General features: G+C 72.4%; 13 protein-coding genes. 3 read left to right on the top strand and 10 right to left on the bottom strand.

Going from position 1 to position 21,181, the window contains the following annotated elements:
• From H0487_RS12260 to H0487_RS12270, 3 genes are all read right to left on the bottom strand, one after another.
• The coding region (locus H0487_RS12260) for an enoyl-CoA hydratase-related protein (protein WP_183094520.1) at positions 1-220 on the bottom strand (220 nt) is incomplete at its 3' end.
• Positions 217-1,851 carry an acyl-CoA dehydrogenase family protein gene (locus H0487_RS12265; RefSeq protein WP_183094521.1) on the bottom strand — a complete coding sequence of 545 codons (1,635 nt, stop codon included), beginning with the start codon at positions 1,849-1,851 and terminating at the stop codon, positions 217-219. The genes H0487_RS12265 and H0487_RS12260, both read right to left, overlap by 4 nt.
• 3 nt (positions 1,852-1,854) lie before the next feature.
• Positions 1,855-2,793, bottom strand: coding sequence for a crotonase/enoyl-CoA hydratase family protein (locus tag H0487_RS12270; protein ID WP_183094522.1), 939 nt, complete (start codon positions 2,791-2,793; stop codon positions 1,855-1,857).
• Positions 2,794-2,856: 63 nt separating this feature from the next.
• Between H0487_RS12270 and H0487_RS12275 the strand changes: the two genes are divergently transcribed.
• Positions 2,857-3,591, top strand: coding sequence for a PaaX family transcriptional regulator C-terminal domain-containing protein (locus H0487_RS12275; RefSeq protein ID WP_312855922.1), 735 nt, complete (start codon positions 2,857-2,859; stop codon positions 3,589-3,591).
• Here H0487_RS12275 and H0487_RS12280 read toward each other — a convergent pair.
• Positions 3,566-9,433 carry an EAL domain-containing protein gene (locus H0487_RS12280; protein WP_183094523.1) on the bottom strand — a complete coding sequence of 1,956 codons (5,868 nt, stop codon included), beginning with the start codon at positions 9,431-9,433 and terminating at the stop codon, positions 3,566-3,568. The genes H0487_RS12275 and H0487_RS12280 overlap by 26 nt on opposite strands.
• A gap of 147 nt (positions 9,434-9,580) precedes the next feature.
• Complete coding sequence (locus tag H0487_RS12285) at positions 9,581-10,333, bottom strand: PaaX family transcriptional regulator C-terminal domain-containing protein (protein WP_183094524.1); 753 nt, start codon at positions 10,331-10,333, stop codon at positions 9,581-9,583.
• A gap of 101 nt (positions 10,334-10,434) precedes the next feature.
• Here H0487_RS12285 and H0487_RS12290 point away from each other — a divergent pair, with 101 nt between their 5' ends.
• Positions 10,435-11,280, top strand: a complete 846-nt coding sequence (locus tag H0487_RS12290; protein WP_183094525.1) for an SDR family oxidoreductase — start codon at positions 10,435-10,437, stop codon at positions 11,278-11,280.
• A gap of 29 nt (positions 11,281-11,309) precedes the next feature.
• Here H0487_RS12290 and H0487_RS24305 read toward each other — a convergent pair whose 3' ends face one another.
• From H0487_RS24305 to H0487_RS12315, 5 genes are all read right to left on the bottom strand, one after another.
• On the bottom strand, positions 11,310-12,002 hold the full coding sequence (locus H0487_RS24305; protein ID WP_183094526.1) for an SWIM zinc finger family protein: 693 nt from the start codon (positions 12,000-12,002) through the stop codon (positions 11,310-11,312).
• Between the two features lies 1 nt (position 12,003).
• A complete protein-coding gene (locus H0487_RS12300; protein WP_312855925.1) occupies positions 12,004-14,838 on the bottom strand; it encodes a DEAD/DEAH box helicase in 2,835 nt (944 codons plus the stop codon).
• A gap of 115 nt (positions 14,839-14,953) precedes the next feature.
• Positions 14,954-16,189, bottom strand: a complete 1,236-nt coding sequence (locus H0487_RS12305) for a hypothetical protein (protein ID WP_183094528.1) — start codon at positions 16,187-16,189, stop codon at positions 14,954-14,956.
• A gap of 47 nt (positions 16,190-16,236) precedes the next feature.
• Positions 16,237-18,369 carry a RecQ family ATP-dependent DNA helicase gene (locus tag H0487_RS12310; RefSeq protein WP_183094529.1) on the bottom strand — a complete coding sequence of 711 codons (2,133 nt, stop codon included), beginning with the start codon at positions 18,367-18,369 and terminating at the stop codon, positions 16,237-16,239.
• 244 nt (positions 18,370-18,613) lie between these two features.
• Positions 18,614-20,563, bottom strand: coding sequence for a M13 family metallopeptidase (locus H0487_RS12315; protein ID WP_312855923.1), 1,950 nt, complete (start codon positions 20,561-20,563; stop codon positions 18,614-18,616).
• Positions 20,564-20,645: 82 nt separating this feature from the next.
• Between H0487_RS12315 and H0487_RS12320 the strand changes: the two genes are divergently transcribed.
• Complete coding sequence (locus tag H0487_RS12320) at positions 20,646-21,173, top strand: CAP domain-containing protein (RefSeq protein ID WP_183094530.1); 528 nt, start codon at positions 20,646-20,648, stop codon at positions 21,171-21,173.
• The last annotated feature ends 8 nt before the right edge of the window (positions 21,174-21,181 follow it).

A 21,181-nucleotide genomic window follows, 5' to 3' on the forward strand; every position in this document is an offset into this window, starting at 1 on the left:
CCTTCATGGTGCCGGCCGACACCGCCTTGAGGTCGGCGCCGGCGCAGAAGGTGCCGCCGGCCCCGGTCAGGACGGCGACCGACGCCGACGGGTCCGCATCGAACGCGAGGAACGCGTCGTAGAGCGCCTGCGCGTGCTCGGTGTCGACCGCGTTGCGGACGTCGGGCCGGTCGATCGTGACGACGGTGACGGGGCCACGGCGCTCGGCCGAGACGCTCATCCGCCGAACCCGGTCTCGGTGCGCTCCAGGATCGGGGCCAGGTCGATCCCCGTCGGGAGGGTGCCGAACGCACCGCCCCAGTCCCGAGCCAACCGGGTCGCACAGAACGCATCCGCCACCGCCGACGGTGCGTGGCGGAGGAGCAGCGAGCCCTGGAAGACGAGCGCGAGCTGCTCGACGATCCGGCGTGCCCGCAGCTCGATGTCGTCGAAGGAGGTGAACTCCTTCTGCAGCCTGGCCAGCGACTCGTCGAACCGCGCGTCGGCACCCGAGGCCAACGAGACCTCCTCGAAGAAGGCGTCGAGCGTGTGCGGCTCGCGGGCGATCGCCCGCAGCGCGTCGAGCGCGGCGACATTGCCCGACCCCTCCCAGATGGAGAGGAGCGGAAGCTCGCGATAGATGCGGGCCAGGTCGAAGTCCTCGATGTAGCCGTTGCCACCGAGGCACTCGAGCGCCTCGCCGGCCGCGATCGGAGCCCGTTTGCAGACGTAGTACTTCGTCGCGGCCAGCGCGATCCGGCGCATCGCCGCCTCGCCCTCGTCGCCACGGATCGCCCTGTCGTTGGCCCCGGCGAGCCGCAGCATGGCGGTGGTCGCGGCCTCGGACTCGACCTGGAGGTCGGCGAGGACGTTGCGCATCGACGGCTGGTCCACCAGCAGCTTGCCGAACGCCGAGCGGTGCCGGGCGTGGTGGGCGGCCATGGCCAACGCGGTCCGCATGCCGGCCGAGGAGCCGATGACGCAGTCGAGCCGGGTCATGTTGACCATCTCGACGATGGTCCGGACGCCGCGGCCCTCCTCGCCGACGAGCCATCCGACCGCGGCGTCGTACTCGATCTCCGAGGACGCGTTGGACCTGTTGCCGAGCTTGTCCTTGAGCCGGACGAACCGCATCGCGTTGGCGTCGCCACCCGGGAGGACCCGCGGCACCAGGAAGCAGGTCACGCCCGCGTCGGTCTGGGCGAGGGTCAGGAACAGGTCGGACATCGGCGCCGACGTGAACCACTTGTGACCGCGCAGCACGTAGGTACCGTCCGCCTGGCGGGTCGCGGTCGTCGTGTTGGTCCGGACGTCGGACCCACCCTGCTTCTCCGTCATCGACATCCCGGCGATCAGCCCCTGCTTGGTGGCAGGGTCACGCAGTCCGAAGTCGTAGACGCGGTTGGTCAGCAGCGGCTCGAACTGAGCGGCCAGCTCGGGGTTCGCCCGCAGGGCCGGTACGACGGCGTAGGTCATCGAGATCGGGCACCCGTGTCCCGCGTCGACCGACCACACCATGAACTTCGCGGCGCGGGCGACGTGCGCGCCCGGACGGTCGTCCGCCCACGGCGCACCGTGCAGGCCGTGGCCCACCGCCGTCGACATCAGCTGGTGGTACGCCGGCACGTACTCGACCTCGTCGACGCGGTGACCGTAGCGGTCGTGCGTCAGCAGCCGCGGCGGGACCCGCTCGGCGAGCCGACCCATCGCCTGCGCCTCGGCGGACCCGGCCAGACGTCCGAGCTCGTCGATCTCAGGCAGCGCCCAGCCGGCGCCCTCGCGCTCGACGCCCTCGCGGAGCGCCGCGTCGGCCGCGGTGTTGTGGCCCACCAGCGGCGGGACCTGGTTGAAGACCTCATGCGTGCTCGTCATGTCTCATCCCTTGTTGGTCGAAGGACCGAAGTCGTCGTACGGCGCGGCGTCGCGCTCCTGGACCGCCTGCTTGAAGCCGACCTCCATCGAGCGTTCGGCGAAGGAGTAGCCCTCGCGGGTGTGCCGCGAGATCCCGTCGAAGACGGTGCTGATCATCTGGCTGTTCTGCACGCCCTGGGCGAGCAGCGCGGAGTTGAGGGCGAGCTTGACCATCATCAGCTGGTTGAGCGGCATGGCGGCGATCCGCTGCACCAGGATCTCGGTGCGCTCGTCGAGGTCCTCAGGCTCGGGCGCCTCGATCGCCAGGCCCCACTCGGCAGCCTCACGCCCGGACAGGCAGTCGCCGGTGAGCAGCAGCCGCTTGGCCTTCTGGTCGCCCAGCCGGTGCGCCCACATCCCGGCGCTCGGCACGCCCCACACCCGGGTGGGCGGATAGCCGATCTTGGCGTCGGCGGCGATGACGATCTGGTCGCAGTGCAAGGCGATGTCGGTGCCGCCGGCCACGCAGAACCCGTGGATCTTCGCCACGGTCGGCTTGTTGGCGTGGAGCAACGACGCGTAGCCGCGGGTGAAGCGGCTCATCATCGCGTAGTCGACCATCGGGTCCCACTGCTTCGACGGGTCGTGGTTGGGGATCGCCTGCTCGGCGAACGCCCCGAGGTCGTAGCCGCCGCAGAAGCCCTTGCCCCGACCGCTCACCACGATCACGTGGACGCGCGGGTCGCGGTCGGCGCGCTCGACGGCCGCAGCGATCTCGAAGGGCGTGTCTGCGGTGATGGCGTTGCCGTGCTCGGGCCGGTCGAACGTCAGCCGGGCGACCCGACCATCGACCTCGTAGGTGAGCGTCCGGTAGTCCGCCGGACCGTCGTCCTCCGGGATGCCGACGTACGGCGAGTCGGGTCCCTCGTGCGCGGGGCGCCGCCACGGCGCTGCGTCGGTCATGGTGGTGACGTTACAGATTCACCCACAGTTGTGTCTAGATCTGTAGCATGAGAGGGTCGTCCCGTGCCCGCTGACGACCTCAAGCCGCTCCCCGCGCGGTCGGTCGTCCTGTCCCTGCTCCTCGGCTCGCACCCCGACCGGATGACGCCCGCCCAGGTGACCAGTGCCGGCGAGCACTTCGGGATCCCGGCTGCCACCCTGCGGGTGGCGCTGACCCGCGCGGTCGCCGCCGGCGACCTGGTCCGGGTCGACGGCGACTACGTCCTGGGCGAGCGGCTGGTGGCCCGGCAACGGCGCCAGGACGAGGCCGTCGAGGACGCCGGGACCGCCTGGGACGGCACCTGGGAGATGGCGGTCATCGTGGTGTCAGGACGCTCGGGCAGCGAGCGGGCCGCACTGCGCGAGACGCTCGCGCAGGCCCGCCTCGCCGAGCTCCGCGAGGGCGTGTGGACCCGGCCGGCCAACCTGCGCCGCCAGGCGTCGTACGGCGACCCGGTGCTGGCGACCTTCCACGCGCGACCCGACGACGACCCCGCCCGGCTCGCCGCCGACCTGTGGGACCTCGCCGGGTGGGCGGCTGACGGCCACCGGCTGCTCGAACGGATCGCGTCGACCCACGAGCCGGCCGCGCGCCTGGCCGTCGCGGCACACGTGGTCCGGCACCTCACCGCCGATCCACTGCTGCCCCGCGAGCTGCTCCCGAGGGGCTGGCCGGGCTCCGACCTGCGGGCGGCCTACGCGGCCTACCAGGTCGAGCTGCGGTCGATGGCCCTCACCACCACGACTGCTCCTGGGTGACGACCCCCGCGCCCTGGCCGGCCAGGGTCGGCTCGAGCTCGTCGATCGGGATCGGCCGCGTCCACAGGTAGCCCTGGCCGGAGCTGCAACCCAGGTCACGCATGATCTCGAGCTGGCGCGGGCGCTCGATGCCCTCCGCCACGGTGCGCAGCCCGAGGTGGTGCGCGATGTCGATGACGCCGCGGACGATCGCCCGGTCCTCGTGGCTGTGCTCGACGTTGCGCACGAAGGACCGGTCGATCTTGAGGATGTCGACCGGGAAGCTCCGTAGGTAGGTCAGCGGGGCGTAGCCGGTGCCGAAATCGTCCAGCGCCAGCTGCACGCCGAGGGCCTTGAGCTCCTTGAGCCGAGCGGTGGCACCGGCCAGGTCCCCCACCGTCGCGGTCTCGGTGATCTCGAGGACCAGACGCCCCGCGGCGAGGCCCGAGGCAGCGAGCGCCTGACCGACCACGTCGACCAAGCCCGGTTGGCGCAGCTGGCGCGCCGAGATGTTGACGCTCATGTAGACGTCGGTCGCCAGCCCCGCGGTCGCCTGGCACGCGGCCCGCAGGGCCCACTCGCCGATGGCCCCGATCTGGCCGCTCGTCTCGGCCTGGTCGATGAAGTCGGCCGGCGTCAGCAACCCCCGTTGCGGGTGGAGCCAGCGGATGAGGGCCTCGACACCGAGACGCTCATCGGTCCGGAGGTCGACGATCGGCTGGTAGTGCATCCAGAACTCGTCCTGGGCCAGCGCCAGGTCGAGGTCGGTGCGGACCCGCGAGCGCGACTCGGCCTCGAGCCGCATCTCGGTGCGGAACGCCTCGTAGCCGTTGCTGCCGCGCCCCTTGGCCGCGTACATCGCGGCATCGGCCTCGGCCAGCAGGCCGTCGGTGTCGCGGTGCCACTCGTTGGACTCCGCGAGCCCGACGCTGGCGTGGATGACGACCTCGATGTCCCCGATGTCGACCGGTTGGTTGATCGCCTCCAAGAGCCGCTCGACGACGGGTACCGCGGCCTCCAGGTCGGTGTCCTCCAGCAGCAGCGCGAACTCGTCGCCTCCGAAGCGGGCCACGGTGTCGCCCGGGCGGACCGCGTCGGTGAGCCGCTCGCCGATCGCCCGGAGGAGCTTGTCGCCCGCGCCGTGCCCGTGCGCGTCGTTGACGGCCTTGAAGTCGTCGAGGTCGAGGAAGCACACCACCAACGACTGGGCCTCCCGGCGGTCGAGCGCGTGGCGGGTCCGCTCGAGGAAGAGCACCCGGTTGGGCAGGCCGGTCAGCTCGTCGGACAGGGCCCGCTCCCGGAGCTCGTCCTCGAGGCGCCGACGCTCGGTCACGTCGTGCGTGTGGAGGACCAGCGCCTCGACGGCCGGGTCGTCGAGCAGGTGGGTGATGGAGGTCTCGGCATGACGGAAGGACCCGTCGGTCTGCATCAGACGACACTCGACCCGGTACTGGTCCTCGCGGATCGCACGCGCCAGGGCATCGTCGAAGAGCGCGCGGTCACCCGGGTGCACCCAGTCGCGGATCGGCCGACCGACGATCCCCACCGCGGGGAGCGCGAAGACTCGAGACGCGGCGGAGCTCTGGTAGGTGACGACGCCGTCGCGGTCCACCAGGGTGAGCACGTCGCTGGAGTTCTGCCCGATGGTCCGGAACCGCGCCTCCGTCCCGGCGAGGTGCTCGAACGCCGCCCCGGCCAGGGTGGCGACGAAGCTCGCGAGCTGGAGCTCCTCCTCGCCGAAGAGGGCCCCGAGCTGGCTGTGGGTGACGTAGAGGCACCACAGCGCCTTGCCGTCGACCATGATCGGAGCGGCGAGCGCGGACCGGATCTCCGAGAGCAACATGCTCTCGGACCCGTCCCCGCTGAGGTCCCCGGCCGAGACCGGGGCGCCGGTCTCGATCGCCCGGGTGACCAGGGTGTGGCTGATCGCGTCGGCGCGCTCGCCGGAGACCGTCACCAGCTTCTGGTTGCGCACGTCCGCCACGCTCACGATGTCGCAGCGCTCGGCCCGCAGCAGCGTCAGCGCGGCCTGTCGCACCACCGCCTCCAACGACGCGGTCGACGGCGCAGCGGCGATCTCCCGTCCGACGCTGAGCAAGGTGGCGAAGCGGTCGAACAAGGACACGGTCGGGTCCGACTCCTCCTCCGCGGGGCGCGGTTCGAGGAGCCGTTCGAGCGCGAGCACCACCTCGGTCGCCTCGACCACCGAGCGTTCGTCGCCCCCGCGCGCCGCCACCACGCGGGACCGGGCCTGGCGGCTGAGTGCGGCCTCGTAGGTGGCCCCCTGATCCTCCGCGACAGCGATGCTGCGGTCGAGCAGCCGGAGGGAGGCGCGGTGCCGGCCACGGAGGCCGGCCAGGAGACCCGCCTCCCGCAGGGTGTGCGGCGCGTTGTTGCGATAGCTGAACGACCAGAGCCGGGCCCGTCGGACAGCACGGCGATAGGCCCGCAGGAGCTGTGCGCGACCGGCGCCGTCGTACGGCGAGGTGGCCTCGAGGACGAGTCGGGCGATGGTGGCGTTCCACGACGCGATCGGAGCGGCGTACTCCTGACGGAGCCCGCCGGCGCGGACGACTCCCGCGGCCGCGGAGCCCTCGCGGGCGGCGCGGACGAGGTCCCCCTCCCGGATCGCGCAGACCGCTGCGGCGAAGTGGAGCTCGGCCGTCGTGCTGAGGTCGGCACTCCCCCGGGCGAGCTCGGCCTCGATCAGCGTTGAGTCGACCCGGCCACCGCTCGCGCGGGTCCACACCGACAGCGCCACACCGGCCGAGGTCTCGTCCCCGATGGCCATCGCGGACTCGTACGTCGACCGCGCCACCTCGACGGCGGCGTCCAGCTTCCCTTGGCGGTAGAGGCACATCGCCAGGTTCCAGCTGGCGGTGTTGACCTCCCACTGGTCACCGGTCGACTCGAGCAGCCGGATCGCCTCGCGACAGGCATCGACACCCTCCTCGAAGCGGGAGGCTGCATAGAGCGTCACCCCGGCGAAGCCCAGGCTCTGCCCCTGGCCCCACGGGTCGTTGCGCGCACGCCGGATCTCCAGGGAACGCTGGGCGTAGCGCAGCGACCTGCCGAACCACGGCACCATCGTCATCACCGGCGCGTGCTCGGAACAGGCCTGCCCGAGCTCGGCGCTCGGCGGGTAGCGCTCAGCGAGGTTGAGACCTCGGAAGTGGCTCCAGGCACACATGAACGTCCCACTGGAGAACCAGTAGACGTAGGCCAGGCGGCTGTGGATGCGCATGGCGAGGAAGTCCTCGTCACGTCCCACAGGTGAGCGGCGGCCGGTGGTCAGCGTCGGGAGCCAGCTGTGACACACCTGGACGATGAGCTCCCAGACCAGGCGGAGCACCACCATCGGCGCCCTCGTGGGCACCGGCCGGCCGAGCTGCGCCATGGCACCTTCGAGGTGACGGCGGGCGGTCGGAAGGTCACCCTGCTTGAACGCCAGGCCACCGAGCTTCTCGTCCAGCGACGCCTTCGCCATCGGGTCCTCGACCAGGTCCCGTGCCCGCACCAGCGCCGACTTCGCGTCGGCGTACGCCCCACGGAGGGTCAGCACGTCACCCATCCCGGTCGCGATCACGGCTCGGGTCGCGCGGTCGCGCGGTTCCGCCCCGCGCTCGGCCATCCGGTAGTGCGCGAGCGCGGAGTCGAGGCCGTACTGCGCCCGGGCCACCTCGGCGGCCCGCAGCGCGTGGGGCAGCGCGTCGGCGTGCCGGTGAGCCGCGTCGAGGTGGTACGCCACGTCGAAGACCTCGGCGTCGTCGACGGCGCCCAGCAGCAGCGCGTCGGCGATCCGACTGTGCAGGTGCTCGCGGGTCTCGGTGTCGAGCCGGTCCAGGAGCGCCTCGCGGATCCGGTCATGGAAGAAGGTGCAGCGGCCGGTGCGCGGGTCGACCCAGAGCAGGCGCCGACGGAGCGACTCCTCCAGGATCGGCGCTGCCAGCTCGCTCTGACCCGCGAGCTCGACGGCCTGCACGATGTCGAACTCCTTGCCCAGGACGGCACCGACGGAGAGGGCGCGCAGCACCCCCTCGGGAAGCAGGTCGAGCCGACGGACGAGGACGGCGGCCGACCGGCGCTCGGTCTGGACCTCGGCCAGCGCGGTCTCGTCGACCAGCCAGCCCCCGGGGCTGGCGGTGAGCGCCCCGCACTCGACCAGGCCCCGCAGCACTGCGGCACCCATGAACGGGCTGCCGTCCGCCAGGCGGGTCACGATCGCGACCGCCTGGTCCGGCAGCGGTCCGGCCATCGACTCGGCCAGCAAGGTCATGGCGCGGTCCGACAGCCGGCCGAGGTGCAGTGCCTGTGCGGTCGCGATGGTCCGCAACGGGTCTTCCGGGCCGACCTCCTCGGACCGGAAGGATGCGACGACCCCGAGGTACGCCGGCAGGTCGACGTCGGCGGCGAACGCCTGGGTGAGCAGCCGGACGGTGAGGGCGTCGGCCCACTGGCAGTCGTCGAGCACCAGCAGGACCGGGTTGTCCGGAGTCGCGATCGCGGCGAGGAACTGGCGCAGCGCGACCAGGCTGCGTTCCTCACCGAACGCGTCGGGCCCGAAGGCCTCGAGCCCCACTGCGTCGTCGGCCACGCCGAGCATCGGACGCAGGGCCCCCAGCACGTTCGCCGTGACCTCGGCACTGTCTCCGAGCCGTGCCCGCAGGCCGACCCGGAGGGCTTCGGCGTCGTCGCGGCCGGCGAGGTCGCGGGCGACCCCCTGGATCAGGGTGAACGGCAGCTGGACCCCGTCCCGGATCCCCTGCCCGTGCAGCACGGTGACCCCGAGGCCGACGGCCTGCGACGCGAGCTCGGCGAGGAGCCTGCTCTTCCCGCCGCCGGACTCGGCGTCGAGCAGCACCAGTCCGCTCCCGCCCTCCCCGATCCGGGTCAGGACCGTCTGGAGGCTCTCGAGCTCTGCCTCGCGACCGACGAACGCCGGGTCGGTGAGGTGCTGGCGATGGTCGACCCGGCCGACGGTGAGTCGCGGATCAGGGTCGCCCGCCGCCAGCGCGGATCGCAGCGCCTCGAGGTCGTGGGCGACAGCGGAGGCGGACTGGTAGCGGTCGACGGGGTCCTTGCGCAGCAGTCGCTGGAGCACGGCGTCGAGGGCGCGCGGTACGTCCGGTCGGAGGTCGTGCGCAGCCGGCGCAGCCATCGACAGGTGCTGCCGGAGCAGGTCGCTGACGCCGGGACCGGGAAACGGCGGCGCCCCGACGAGGCACTCGAAGAGCAGGATGCCGACGGCGTAGAGGTCCGAGCGCTCGTCCGGGGTGACGGAGAGCAGGCCGGCCGCCTCCGGCGCCAGGTAGCGCACCGTGCCCACCAGGTCCTCGCGGACGGACTCGTCGAGCAGGGCGCTGCGCGCGAAGCCGAAGTCGACGAGCGTCACCGCGACCGGGTCCGTCCCGTCGATGACGACGTTGGCGGGCTTCACGTCCCGGTGCACGACGCCGGCCCCGTGCGCGACGCTCAGCGCCTGGGCGATCTCGATGCCGATGCGCAGCACCGACCCGACCGGCAACGGTCCGTCGCGGAGGACCGCCTCCAAGGTGCGTCCCGGGACGAAGGGCTGCACCAGGTAGAGCCGGTCGCCGACCGTGCCCGAGGCGTGCAGCTCGACGAGACCGGTCCCCGTGAGCTCGCGGAGCACGAGGGTCTCGTGCTCGAAGCGCAGCCGCGCCGCCGCGTGGACGACCGAGGCGTCGATGATCTTGACCACGACGTCGTCGCCGCTGTCCACGTCCCGGGCCAGATGGGTGTCCACACCGTTGCCGCTCTTGAGCAGCGTGCCCAGCCGGAAGCGACCGACGAAGAACGCCGGCCTTCCCTCGTCACCCTGAGTCTCGGACGACCCCCCCATAGCGTCCATCGCTCGACTCAGGCTTCCGGCGTCCGGCGCCGTCGGCGTCGGGGGTCAACAGGTCTCCACACCACCTCAGCGTAGGAGCGGCCGTGCCAGGACCTCCCCGGAATGCCGACGTGCTTAGGGATTTGAGCGCGTCGCTCCTCAGCCCGCGGAGGACGCCGTCGAACCGGCACCGGATGTCGCGCCGCGCCGCAGCTCGTTGATCCAGGTCCGGGAGGCGAGGTGCGCCTCACGCAGCTCGTCGCCAGGCCAGTCAGCGGGCAGCAGCTCGACAGGCAGGAGCGGGTCCTTGAGCAGGTGGCTCACCGAGGTGACACAGGCGGTGAAGCGCTCGACGGTGTCGGCGGTCCGGGTGGCGGCCAGGAGCGCCCGGGCGCGCTGGGACCAACCGGCCAGGTCCCACAGCCGAGCGGCGAGCTCGGCCGCGTCGGCCGCCGGGCTCGCGACGAACCGCTCGACCCCGGTCGCGACGTCCTCGGGCAGCGCGAGGCGCAGGTTCGCCGGCCGGGTCCACACCCCCTCGCGGAGCTCGGCGAGACGCAGGTCGGTCAGCGCCGTGCGCAGGTCGGCCCGCTCGGCAGCGGAGCGGCCGCTCGCGGTCACGACGACCATCTCCCAGCGTCCGCGCCAGGCCACGGTCCGCGGCCGGATCGAGTCCTCCTGCCGCCGCTGGCGGGCCAGCAGCCGTGCCGACAGGCCGTAGCGGCCGTCGTCGTCGCGGACGACGTCACCCGTCGACGTCATCCGTGACAGGGCGACCCGCACGGTCGGCTCGGCGACGCCCACGGCACCGGCAGCCGCGACCAGGTCCCGCGGAGACAGGAACGACTCGTCGGCCCCCAGCAGCAGGCTGAGGAGCGTGGAGCGGGCGGAGACTGGCTTCAAGGTCGGCATCGAGACCCATGTTACGCAATGTCGACAGTCGCAGCAGAACCGTTGTGATCTACGTCTAACATTCTTGTCGCGATCGTCCTAGATCCGTAACGTCCGGAGGCATGACCACTGAGAAGTCGCTCGCCGGCCGCACCATGATCATGTCCGGCGGCAGCCGCGGCATCGGGCTCGCGATCGGTGTCGCCGCCGCGCGCCGCGGCGCCAACGTCGTCCTGCTCGCCAAGACCGACGTCCCCGACCCCCGCCTGCCCGGGACCATCCACACCGCCGCCGCCGAGATCGAGGCCGCCGGCGGCCAGGCGCTCGCCGTCGTCGGCGACGTCCGCGACGAGGACTCCGTGGCCAACGCTGTGGCCCGAGCCGTCGACCGCTTCGGCGGCATCGACATCTGCGTCAACAACGCCTCGGCCATCGCGCTCGCCCCGACCGAGGAGCTCCCGGTCAAGCGCTTCGACCTGATGTCGTCGATCCAGCTCCGCGGCACCTACCTGCTCACCGGCGCGTGCCTGCCGTACCTGCGGGAAGGCACCAACCCGCACGTGCTGTCGCTGTCACCGCCGATCAACCTGGCGCCCCACTGGCTCGGCGCGCACCCGGCCTACACCCTCGCGAAGTACGGGATGTCCCTGCTCACCCTCAGCTGGGCCGCCGAGTACGCCGAGCACGGCGTCGCCGCCAACTGCCTCTGGCCCGAGACCATGATCGCGACCGCTGCGGTGCAGAACCTGCTCGGCGGCGACGACGTCATGGCCAAGGCACGGACCCCCGAGATCGTCGCCGACGCCGCCCTGGAGATCCTCAGCCGGCCGTCGCGGGACTGCACCGGCAACACCTTCCTCGACGTCGAGGTCCTGCGTGAGGCGGGCGTCACCGACCTCAGCCCGTACGGCGGCACCGGCCGGCTCGAGTACGACATCTTCGTCGACCCGCCGGCCACGTCGATCTGAAGTCGATCTTCAGTCGATCTGAGGTCGATCTAGAACAGGTCCTCGGGCAGCTCGGCCCCGGCCTCCATCAGCGCCACCAGGCGCTGGGCCCGCAGCATCGCGTCCGCCGCGACCTCGACGTCGTCGGCGAGGTCGGCGACGCCGATCGACCCCGACGAGGTCGCGCCCGTGGACCGTTCGTGGAGCGCCGCGAGGAGGGACTCCCGGTCGAGACCGCGGACCGCGAACAGGACCAGCGGGTCGGCGTCGACCAACCAGCCGGTCTGCACGAGCATCGCGATCGCGTGACGGCACGGGTCGAGGTAGGCGTCGCAGGTACAGGTCGCGGCGAGCTCGCCGCCGTAGGGCAGCAGCTCGACGCCGGCCTCCTCGGCGTGCTCGACCAGCTCGTGCCCCAGCTCGCCGGCGAGGAGCGCCGCGATCCGACCGGCCTCGGCCGCCACGACGTCGACGAGCGCGCGCCGTTCGTCGTCGGAGAGCACCGGCACCGCCACCTCGACGGTCCACGCGTCGTCGCCCTCGCGGACCGCAGCCAGCAGCGACCCGGCGGCGACGCTGATGCCGCCGACCTCGGCCCGCCGGGCCAGCGCCTTCCCGGCGCGCAGGTCCTGCTCGACGTAGGCCGCCTCCTCGACGGCGCGCTGCCAGGCCTTGCCCCACCACGACCGCACCCCGGTGCGCGGCACCGCGAGGCGGCCGTGGGTCACCCGGGGGCCGGCCACGTCAGTCGTCCTTCTCGAGCTCGGCGAGGTAGGCCTCGCGACGAACCTCCTGGCGCAGGGACACCAGGTCGCGGAGATCCTCGTTGCTGAGCTCGGTGAGGGCGGCCTCGCCCCGCGCGAGCACCGCGTCGGCGAGGGCACGCTTGCGGTCGAGGAGCGCCGCGACCCGCTCCTCGATGGTCCCGCGGGTGACCATCCGGTGCACCTGGACCGGCTTGGTCTGGCCGATCCGGTAGGCCCGGTCGGTGGCCTGCTCCTCCACCGCGGGGTTCCACCAGCGGTCGACGTGGACGACGTGGTCGGCCCGGGTCAGGTTGAGCCCGGTGCCGCCGGCCTTGAGGCTGAGCAGGAACACTGGCACCTCACCGGACTGGAACCGGGCGACCATCGACTCCCGTGCGCTGACCGGAGTCCCGCCGTGGAGGAACTGGTGGCTCACCCCCGTCGCCGTGAGGTGCTGCTCGATCAGCCGCGCCATCGCGACGTACTGGGTGAAGACCAGCACCGCTCCCTCCTCGGCCACGACCGTGGTGAGCAGCTCGTCGAGGAGCTCGAGCTTCTCCGAGCGGCCGGTCAGCCGGGTCGCACCGGACTGCTTGAGGAACTGGGCCGGGTGGTTGCAGATCTGCTTGAGCCCGGTGAGGAGGGCGAGCACCAGACCCCGCCGGGTGTGCTCGTCGGCGTTCTCGATCCGGGCCATCGTGTCGCGGACGAACGCCTCGTAGAGGACGGCCTGCTCGCGGGTGAGCCCGAGCAGGTGGTCGGTCTCGGTCTTGGGCGGCAGCTCGGGGGCGATGCCGGGGTCGGACTTGCGGCGGCGCAGCAGGAACGGCCCGATCAGGTCGGCGAACTGGCGGGCCTTGGTGGGCTCGGCGCCCGACTCGATCGGCGCCCCCCACACCCGACGGAACGCCTGGCGACTGCCGAGGAGCCCCGGGATGGCCCAGTCGAGGATCGACCAGAGCTCGGTGAGGTCGTTCTCGACCGGGGTGCCGGTCAGCGCGACGCGAGCGCGGCTCGGGATCTGGCGCAGGTGGCGCGCAGTGGAGGACCGCGAGTTCTTGACGTGCTGCGCCTCGTCGGCGACCACCAGGTCCCACGGGACGGCGGCGAGGGTCTCGTGATCGCGCCGCATCGTGCCGTACGTCGTCAGCACGAACCCGCCGCCGAGACCGGACAACGAACGGGCGCCCCCGTGGAACCGCCGGACGTCGAGCTCCGGTGCGAACCGCCCGATCTCGGCCTCCCAGTTGCCGAGCAGGCTGGCGGGGCACACGACGAGGGTCGGGCCACCGGCCGAGAGACCGGTCTCCAGCCGATGCAGGTGCAGCGCGATGAGCGTGATCGTCTTGCCGAGCCCCATGTCATCGGCGAGGCACGCCCCCAGCCCGAGCGCCGTGAGGTCGGCCAGCCAGGTCAGCCCGTGCCGCTGGTAGTCGCGCAGCTCGGCCCGCAGTCCCGCCGGGGCCGCCAGCGGCTCCCGGGTCGGCGCAGCGAGGAGCTGCTCGCGCACCTTCAGCAGGGACGCACCGACGATGACCTGCTCGGTCGCTCCGGCCGCCGGGCCGCCCGTCTCGGGGAGCTCGGCGACCCCGGTCAGGGCGGCGGCGAGTGCCTGCGCGCCGGTGGCCTTGCGGATGAGGCGCTTGCGGGCCCGTGCCGCCGTCGCGGGGTCGACGACGGTCCACGCCCCCCGCAGCTTGAGGACCGGCGCGGCGGCCGTCGCCAGCTGCTCCATCTCGGCGTCGGTCAGCGGCTCGCCGTGGAGGGCGACCTGCCAGGAGAACCCGAACAGGCCGTCGACCGAGAACGGGCTGTCCTGGAGCGGCAGCTCCTCGTTGCGCGGCCCGGGCCGGCGTTCCAGCACCGCGCGGGTGGTGAGGTCGCGGCCCAGGGCCCGCGGCCAGTGCACGTCGACCCGTTCGTCGCGGAGCGCGCCGACGTGCTCGAGCAGGCTGCCGATCTCCGGGCCGTCGAGGGTGAGCTGGTCGGGGACCGACAGCCCGAGCAGCCGGTCGAGGACCGGCCACACCTCCGCAGCCGCCCGGAGCGCGATGCTCGCGTGGACGCGCGCCCGCGGACCGAAGCCGTGGACCTCCTCGTCGTCGGTCCAGAGCAGAGCGGCGTCGCGCACGTGGAGCGGGTCGCGCTCGTCGTGGACCTGGAGCACGACGCGCACCGATCCCGCGGAGAGCTCCTCCTCGTCCGCCTCGACGCGCAACGAGATCCGCACCAGCTCGGGCAGGACGAACCGATCGGCCTGCTCCGCGCGCGCCCGCTCCTCGGCCCGTCGTCGGACGCGGTCGACGAAGTCCGGCGCGGGCGGCGGCGGGACGGCGGGTTCGGCTCGCTCGGGGGTCGCAGGGTCGGGCGCAGCAGGGTCGGGCGCAGCAGGGTCGGGCGCAGCAGGGTCGGCGGCCGACGGCCGGGCAGGCCTGCGTGGTGCCGCTCGCGGCAGCGCGTCCGCCACGGCGTCCAGCACCAGCGCCACCAGGGTGGCCGCGCCGTCCGGGTCGAGGGCGTCGTAGGCGCGCGCGGCAGCGAGCCGGCCGATGCTGTCGTGGTCGCGCTCGTCGAGCCCGTCGATGCGCCAGCGCGGACGCTCGTCGTCGGTCGGCGCGAGCTTCCCGGCGGCGACGAACCGGCTGGCGAGCAGCGCGGCCCCACCGAGCAGCGCGACGCTCGGGTGGGCGTCCGGCTGCGTCCGAGCCCGGCTGAGCACCGGCAACGCGGCCCGGATCGGCAGCGTGATCGTGCGGTGCTCGTCAGTGAACTCGATCGTGCCGTCGCGAGGCGGATCGGCCGGCGTGAACGTGGCCGGACCGGTGACGGGCACGAAGCTCAAGCCCAGGCCTCCCAGCAAGGATCGAAGCACCGCCGGACGTGGTCCGTCCGGCGGGACTCGACGCTAACGCGTGGGACCGACGGTTCGTTCCCGTGCGCGTGCCCTCCTAGGTCTGGCGCTTGCGCCCCAGCAGCTGCTTGAGCCCCACGGCCGCGAGCAGCAGACCGCCGGCGAGGGCGAGCCCCCCGCCCCACCAGGTGGGGTGCTCGACGGCGAGCACGAACGTCCCCGACGGCACGACCGTCGCGGGCATCAGGATCGCCAGCACGGAGAAGCCCGGGTTGCCGTTGAGTGCGGCCGCGAGGGCCCACAGCAGCGTGAGCAGGGCAGCGATGCCGAAGATGACGTAGACGTCGTTGTCGTAGTCGGGCGGGCCCTCGGCGACGTAGAAGGTGCCGGCGGTGTCGCTGTAGGTGTCGTCGTAGCCGCCGAAGATGCCGGCGAACACGCCCGAGACGATGACCACCAGCAGCACGACGTTGATCCCGACGAGACCGATGACCCCCGCCACGATCCCGGTCAGTGCCCGGCTGCGCAGCAACCAGCCGACCGCGGTCACGACGAGGACGAACGCCGCGACCGTCGCCGCGGCGATGATCGCCTGGTCGTCGTCCTCGCCGATGTCGACGAGGACGTCGTCGCTGAGCTGGATGTAGGCGAGGCCGAGACCGAGGATGGCCGTCACCGCGAAGGCCCCGCGCCGGATCGCCGCGTAACCGATCGCCGCGAGCACGAAGACCACGCCGCCGATGAGGTACGCCAGCCAGTCCTCGCCCCCCTCGATCTCCTCCAGGCCGACGCCGAGCATCGCGCCCGCACCGAGGATGCCGGCGACCCCGGGCCAGGTGACGAGCTCCTCGCGGCCGCGGCCGCTCCCGAGCGCCAGCGCCAGCACGGCGAACAGCAGCAGCGCAGCCGTCGCGGCCAGGCCGACCGAGTAGTTGGACCAGTCGATGTCGTTGTTGTCCTTGCGGCTGCGAAGGCTCTCCAGGACGATCGCGGCGCCCAGCAGCCCGACCCCGACCACGATCGGGAACAGCCCCATCCCAGGACGGCGCGGCTTCTCCGCGGCAGGGGTGGCCGGCGGGGTCGGCGGCGGCGGGTCGAGGACCCCGGTCGCCGTACCGCCGGGAGGCGGGCCACCCACCATCGTCGTCTCCATGGCCGGAGCGGCCGGAGCAGGCGCCGGTCCCTCGGTGAGCGGACGCCCCGTCGAGCTGTCCGACGGGGTCAGGGTCGGCGGCGGAGGCGGGGGCGGCGGGGCCGACCAGGCCGGGGTGGCCGGCGTGCCGGCCGGTTCGGAACCCTGCGGGGTGCCAGTGGAGGGAGCGTCCTCGGTCATGAGCCGAAGGTACGGCTCCGCGGCTCCGAACCCGGGGACGTGAGCCCTCAGGCCGACACGGCGAGCGTGAGCGGGAGCACCGCCTCGGCCCCTGCCTCGGCCAACGCCGCAGCGCCGCAGGTGAGCGACCAACCGGTGACCACGAGGTCGTCCACGAGGAGCACCCGACGGCCGCGCACCGCCTCCGGGTCGTCGAGGCGCAGGACGTGGCGGCGGTGGACGGCGGCGACGCGCTGCGCCGAGTTGGTCGCGCCCTGGCCGGGCACGACACCCGGGTCCGTGACCGCCCACCTGCCGACGACCGGGACCCGGAGGTAGCGGGACAGGCCGGACGCGAGGTCCGCCACGAGGGCCGACCGGGTCACCGACTCGGCGACCACGATGACGTCGGCGCCGGGGCGCCAGTCCTCGAGCGTCGCGACGAGCGCGCGGACCAGCGGCACCGGGACGGTCTCCGGCGGGCCGTCGTCGCCGACGCGGAACAGGTCGCGGAGGGCGTTGCCGTGGCCGAGGTCGGTCAGCCGGGCGATCGCACGACCCTCGCCGGCAGGCTGCTTCAGCTTCCCGGAGCGGTCGACGCCGAGGGCCGCGAGTCCGGTCGGCCAGAGCTTGCGGGGCTCGATCGGCACGCCCGGCCGAGCCAGACGGTCGGCGGCCTCGGCGACCGCGACCGCGGAGACCTCACTGGGCAGATCGAGCCCGCCGCAGTTGTCGCACCGGCCGCACGTCCAGCCGTCGGCGGCACCGGGGTCGTCGAGCTGGGTGCGGAGGAAGCCCATCCGACACTCGCCGGTCGACAGGTAGGCGAGCATCGCCTGCTGCTCGCGCTCGCGCGCCTCAGCGACGCGGCGGTAGCGCTCGGCGTCGTAGCTCCACTCCTGACCACCGGGCTCGAGCTCCCAGCCGCCCCGGACACGCCGGACGGCACCGTCGACGTCGAGGACCTTGAGCATCGTCTCGAGACGGTTGCGGCTGAGGTCGACCCGGGCCTCGAGAGCAGGGGTGCTCATCGCGCCGCCGGCCTCCGCGAGGGCGCCGAGAGTCTGGCGGACCAGCTCCTCGCGCGGGAAGGCGAGCGAGGCGAAGTAGGCCCAGATGTCGCGGTCCTCGATCGCGGGGAGCAGCACCACCGAGGCGGGCCCGACCGTGCCGCGCCCGGCTCGACCCACCTGCTGGTAGTAGGCCACCGGCGAGCTCGGAGCCCCGAGGTTGACGACGAACCCGAGCGCGGCGTCGAAGCCCATCCCGAGCGCGCTGGTCGCGACCAGCGCCTTGACCTCGCCGTCGATGAGCGCCTGCTCGAGCGCGAGCCGCTCGGTCTGCTCGGTCTGGCCGGAGTAGGCCGCCACGCGGTGGCCGCGGGAGCGCAGGTAGTCGGCGACCTGCTGGGTGGCAGCGACGGTCAGGCAGTAGACGATGCCGCTGCCGGGCTGCTCGGCGAGGTGGTCGGCGAGCCACGCCAGGCGCTGCTCCGCGGTGGTCAGCCGGACGACCCCGAGCCGGAGGGTCTCCCGGTCGAGGCTCCCGCGAAGCACCAGCGCCTCGCCGCCGAGCTGTTCGGCGACATCGTCGGTGACCCGCTGGTTGGCGGTCGCTGTCGTCGCCAGCACCGGGATCCCGTCGGGCAGCTCGGCGAGCAGCGTGCGGATCCGCCGGTAGTCCGGGCGGAAGTCGTGTCCCCAGTCGGAGATGCAGTGGGCCTCGTCGACGACCAGCAGGCCACAGGTGGCCGCCAGCCGCGGCAGCACCTCGTCGCGGAACCCCGGGTTGTTGAGCCGCTCGGGGCTGACCAGCAGGACGTCGATCTCGCCCCGCTGGATCGCGGCGTGGGTCTGTTCCCACTCGCCGGCGTTGGTCGAGTTGATCGTGGCGGCGCGGATGCCGGCCCGCTCGGCCGCGGCGATCTGGTTGCGCATCAGAGCCAGGAGCGGCGAGATGATGACCGTCGGCCCGCTCCCCTGCTCGCGCAGCAGCAGGGTCGCGACGAAGTAGACCGCCGACTTGCCCCACCCGGTGCGCTGGACGACGAGCGCACGGCGCCGGGAGACGACGAGCGCCTCGATCGCGGCCCACTGGTCGTCGTACAGCGTCGCTTCGCCGTGGCCGTCCCGAGGACCGACCAGGGCGCGCAGGTGCTCCTCGGCGCGGTTGCGGACTCCGGCGTCGGTGGCTGCGGTCATGACGTCGTGTCTACCAGCGCCCCCCGACGGAGCGAGCGACGCACCCGACTTTCTCCACAGCGGATCCGTCGCCGTCCCGATGGTAAAAGTTTCGCCAGGATTGCGAGATCCCGTGGCCACACCCACCCCGGAGGGTCTAACTTCTCTCTTGCCGCCGCAGGTGACCCGAGACGCCTGCGGCGGCTCTCAAGTTTTTGGGGCCGAGTGTGTCGCCGCCCGTCGGTCTGCCGGCCTGGTAGGCCGGCTACCAGATCCGGACGCGGTCGGACGGCTCGAGCCACAGCCCGTCGCCGGGGGCGGTCTCGAACACCTCGTGGAACTCGTCGAGGTTGCGCACGATGTTGGCGCGGAACTCCGGCGGGCTGTGCGGGTCGATGGTGAGGTACTGGCGCTCCTGCTCGGCACGACGCTTCGTGCGCCACACGTAGGCCCAGTTCATGAACAGCTTGCGGCGGTCCTCGAGCGAGGCGGAGCCGTCCTCGCTGATGACGAACGCCTTGTGCCCGATCGTCAGACCACCGAGGTCGCCGATGTTCTCCCCGACGGTGAGCGAGCCGTTGACCTTCTCGCCCGGCAGGTTGCGCGGCTCGAAACCGTCGTACTGCTCGACGAGGGTCTTGGACTTCACCTCGAACGCCGCCTTGTCGTCCGGCGTCCACCAGTCGTTGAGGTTGCCTGCGCCGTCGTACTGCGCGCCCTGGTCGTCGAAGCCGTGGCCGATCTCGTGACCGATGACGGCGCCGATCCCGCCGTAGTTCTCGGCAGGGAGGGCGTCCGGGGAGAAGAACGGCTTCTGGAGGATCCCCGCGGGGAAGCAGATCTCGTTGGTACCGGGGTTGTAGTAGGCGTTGACCGTCTGGGGCAGCATGAACCACTCGTCGCGGTCGACCGGCGACCCGATCTTGGTGAGGTGCCGGTCGGTCTCGAACGCCGCCGACGCCTGGGCGTTGGCGACGAGGTCGTGCGGTACGACGGGCAGGCCCGCGTAATCGCGGAACTTCTCCGGGTAGCCGATCTTGGGCCGGAAGGTCGCGAGCTTCTCGTAGGCCCGCTGCTTGGTCTCCTCGGTCATCCAGTCGAGCGCCTCGATGGAGACCCGGTAGGCGGCGAGCAGGTTGGCGACCAGGTCGTCCATCAGCTCCTTGGAGCGCGGCGGGAAGTGCCGGGCGACGTACTCCTTGCCGACGGCCTCGCCGACCGCGCCCTCCACGAAGGAGACCGCCCGCTTCCAGCGGGCGCGCAGCTCCGGCGTGCCGGAGAGGGTCCGGCCGTAGAAGTCGAAGTTGGTCTCGACGAACTCGTCGGGGAGGTACGGCGCAGCCGAGCGCAGCACCCGGCTGTACATCCACTCGCGCCACCGCTCGACCGGCGTCTCGGTCAGCACGTTCGACAGGTGGGAGAGGTACGACGGCTGCCGGACGCAGACCTCCGCGATCGTCGCGTGCTCGCCCGTCAGGTGACCGCCGAGGTTGGTGACGTAGGCATCCCAGTCGAACGCCGGGCACATCGCCTTGAGCTCGTCGACGCTGCGCAGGTTGTAGGTCTTCTGCACGTCGCGGGTGTCGGCGCGCTCCCAGTGGCCCGCGGCGAGCGCGGTGTCGAGCTCGAGGATCCGTTGGGCGGCACCGTCGGGGTCGGGGTGCTCACCGAGGGTCAGCAGCCGGGCGAGGTAGGCGACGTAGGCCTCCCGGATCTCGGCGAACTTCTCGTCGCGGTAGTAGCTCTCGTCGGGCAGCCCGAGGCCGCCCTGGACGATGTGGAACAGGTAGCGGTCGGAGTTGCGGTCGTCGGTGTCGACGTAGGAGCCGAAGACGCCGTAGCCGCCGACCCGCTCGAACTCGCCGAGGAAGGCCGCCAGGTCGCGGACGTCGCGGAGCCCGTTGGCGGCCTCGAGCAGCGCACGGACCGGGCCGAGCCCGAGGGTTGCGATCCGCTCGGTGTCCATGAACGAGTTGTAGAGGTCGGCGATCTTGCGGGCGCTGTCGTCCTCGCCACCGGTCTCGGCGAGCTCGGTGATGATGTCGCGGACCTGCTGCTCGCAGACGTCGGCGAGCTGCACGAAGGGGCCCCAGCTCGAGCGGTCGGACGGGATCTCCGTCTCCGCCAACCAGCGGCCGTTCACGTGGCCGAAGAGGTCGTCCTGCGGCCGGATGTCGGTGTTCATGCCCGCGCGGGCGTCGTCGAGGATGCTCACGCCCGCGAGGATAGACGCTGGCCCCGAAGTGAGTTCCGGGGATTTCCTGACGACCCGGGTAAAGGCGACCAGACTGGCGGTCATGCGTAGTGCACTGGGGGCAGTGTCCATCCTTCTCGCGGCGACCGTCCTGGTCGCCCCGGCCCCGACGGCGACGTCGGTCTCGGTCGGCCCCACGGACCGCGTGGACGCGGCCCGTGGGGCCGGTGTGAAGCAGCAGGTCATTGATCTCACCAATGCTGAGCGCGACAAGCGCGGTTGCAGCGCCCTCCGCGCCAACGCCTCCCTGGGCGAGGCGGCGCAAAAGCACTCGAAGAAGATGGCGAACTACTCCGACGACCACGGTTGGCGCGAGGCCCTCCAGCATCAACTGCCCGGCGAGGCGGGGCTCGGCACCCGGATCACCCGTGCGGGCTACCGCAACTGGACCCTGGTCGGCGAAAACATTGCGTCCGGCTACCCGACTGCGGAGGCCGTCGTGCGCGGATGGATGGCCAGTCAAGGCCACCGCCGCAACATTCTCAACTGTCGCTTCAAGCACATCGGCATCGGCCTGGCGTACGACAACGACAACCTGCCGTTCTGGACCCAGGACTTCGGACGCCGCTGACCGGCTGG

It is taken from the genome of Nocardioides stalactiti, assembly GCF_014180715.1.
Classification (GTDB): domain Bacteria; phylum Actinomycetota; class Actinomycetes; order Propionibacteriales; family Nocardioidaceae; genus Nocardioides; species Nocardioides stalactiti.

Bases quoted from the DNA above. Each gene is read 5' to 3' on its own strand.
- H0487_RS12265 (WP_183094521.1), bottom strand. From the start codon at position 1,851: ATGACGAGCACGCATGAGGTCTTCAACCAGGTCCCGCCGCTGGTGGGC.
- H0487_RS12270 (WP_183094522.1), bottom strand. From the start codon at position 2,793: ATGACCGACGCAGCGCCGTGGCGGCGCCCCGCGCACGAGGGACCCGAC.
- H0487_RS12280 (WP_183094523.1), bottom strand. From the start codon at position 9,433: ATGGGGGGGTCGTCCGAGACTCAGGGTGACGAGGGAAGGCCGGCGTTC.
- H0487_RS12285 (WP_183094524.1), bottom strand. From the start codon at position 10,333: ATGCCGACCTTGAAGCCAGTCTCCGCCCGCTCCACGCTCCTCAGCCTG.
- H0487_RS12290 (WP_183094525.1), top strand. From the start codon at position 10,435: ATGACCACTGAGAAGTCGCTCGCCGGCCGCACCATGATCATGTCCGGC.
- H0487_RS12305 (WP_183094528.1), bottom strand. From the start codon at position 16,189: ATGACCGAGGACGCTCCCTCCACTGGCACCCCGCAGGGTTCCGAACCG.
- H0487_RS12310 (WP_183094529.1), bottom strand. From the start codon at position 18,369: ATGACCGCAGCCACCGACGCCGGAGTCCGCAACCGCGCCGAGGAGCAC.
- H0487_RS12320 (WP_183094530.1), top strand. From the start codon at position 20,646: ATGCGTAGTGCACTGGGGGCAGTGTCCATCCTTCTCGCGGCGACCGTC.